1 protein-coding gene is annotated in these 228 nt (G+C 44.7%); it reads right to left on the minus strand.

Annotation, left to right across the window (positions count from 1 at the left end; all coding sequences use genetic code 11):
• A partial coding sequence (locus F3J02_RS18830) for a hypothetical protein (protein ID WP_167251637.1) occupies window positions 1-228 on the minus strand: 228 nt, incomplete at both ends.

A 228-nucleotide genomic window follows, 5' to 3' on the forward strand; every position in this document is an offset into this window, starting at 1 on the left:
TCGTGTTGCTCAGACCTTTGATCGTGTTCGTTGTTTTATCAACAACTACACTTCCTACAGTCACCTTGTCGAAGTTCACATCTTTCGCTGTCGATACTTGATAGTTGCTTGAACCATCTGCATTCGTCGTTGGGGTCACAACAACGTTATCTCCAGCTGTAACCGTCGTTTTCGCTTTGGTAGCTGCATCTTTAACGCTTGTGATCGCTCCATCAATTGTGTTCGAAC

This window comes from Acinetobacter sp. Tr-809, from assembly GCF_011753255.1.
Lineage (GTDB): Bacteria > Pseudomonadota > Gammaproteobacteria > Pseudomonadales > Moraxellaceae > Acinetobacter.